1 protein-coding gene is annotated in these 231 nt (G+C 52.8%); it reads left to right on the top strand.

Annotated elements, in window-relative coordinates; translation table 11 throughout:
- Positions 1 to 231: hypothetical protein (locus C7B16_RS24455; RefSeq protein ID WP_219906394.1), on the top strand; the 231-nt coding region annotated here is incomplete at both ends.

Here is a 231-nt window from a genome sequence, read left to right as displayed (position 1 = left end):
CAGACACCAGTACCGATGCCGTCAACGGCTCGCAACTGAAAACGACAAACGATAACGTTGCCACCAACACCACCAACATCACCAACCTGACCAATGATGTCGCGGATATCAATACCACAATCACGGGTCTGGAAGATGATTCCCTGCAGTGGAATGGTACGGCGTTCAGTGCCAAACACGGCACCAGCACCACCAACAAAATCACCAACGTCATGGCCGGTGACCTGTCAG

This window comes from Escherichia sp. 20412-1, assembly GCF_003027595.1.
GTDB lineage: Bacteria > Pseudomonadota > Gammaproteobacteria > Enterobacterales > Enterobacteriaceae > Escherichia > Escherichia marmotae.
This window is presented reverse-complemented; position numbering and strand designations above follow the sequence as displayed.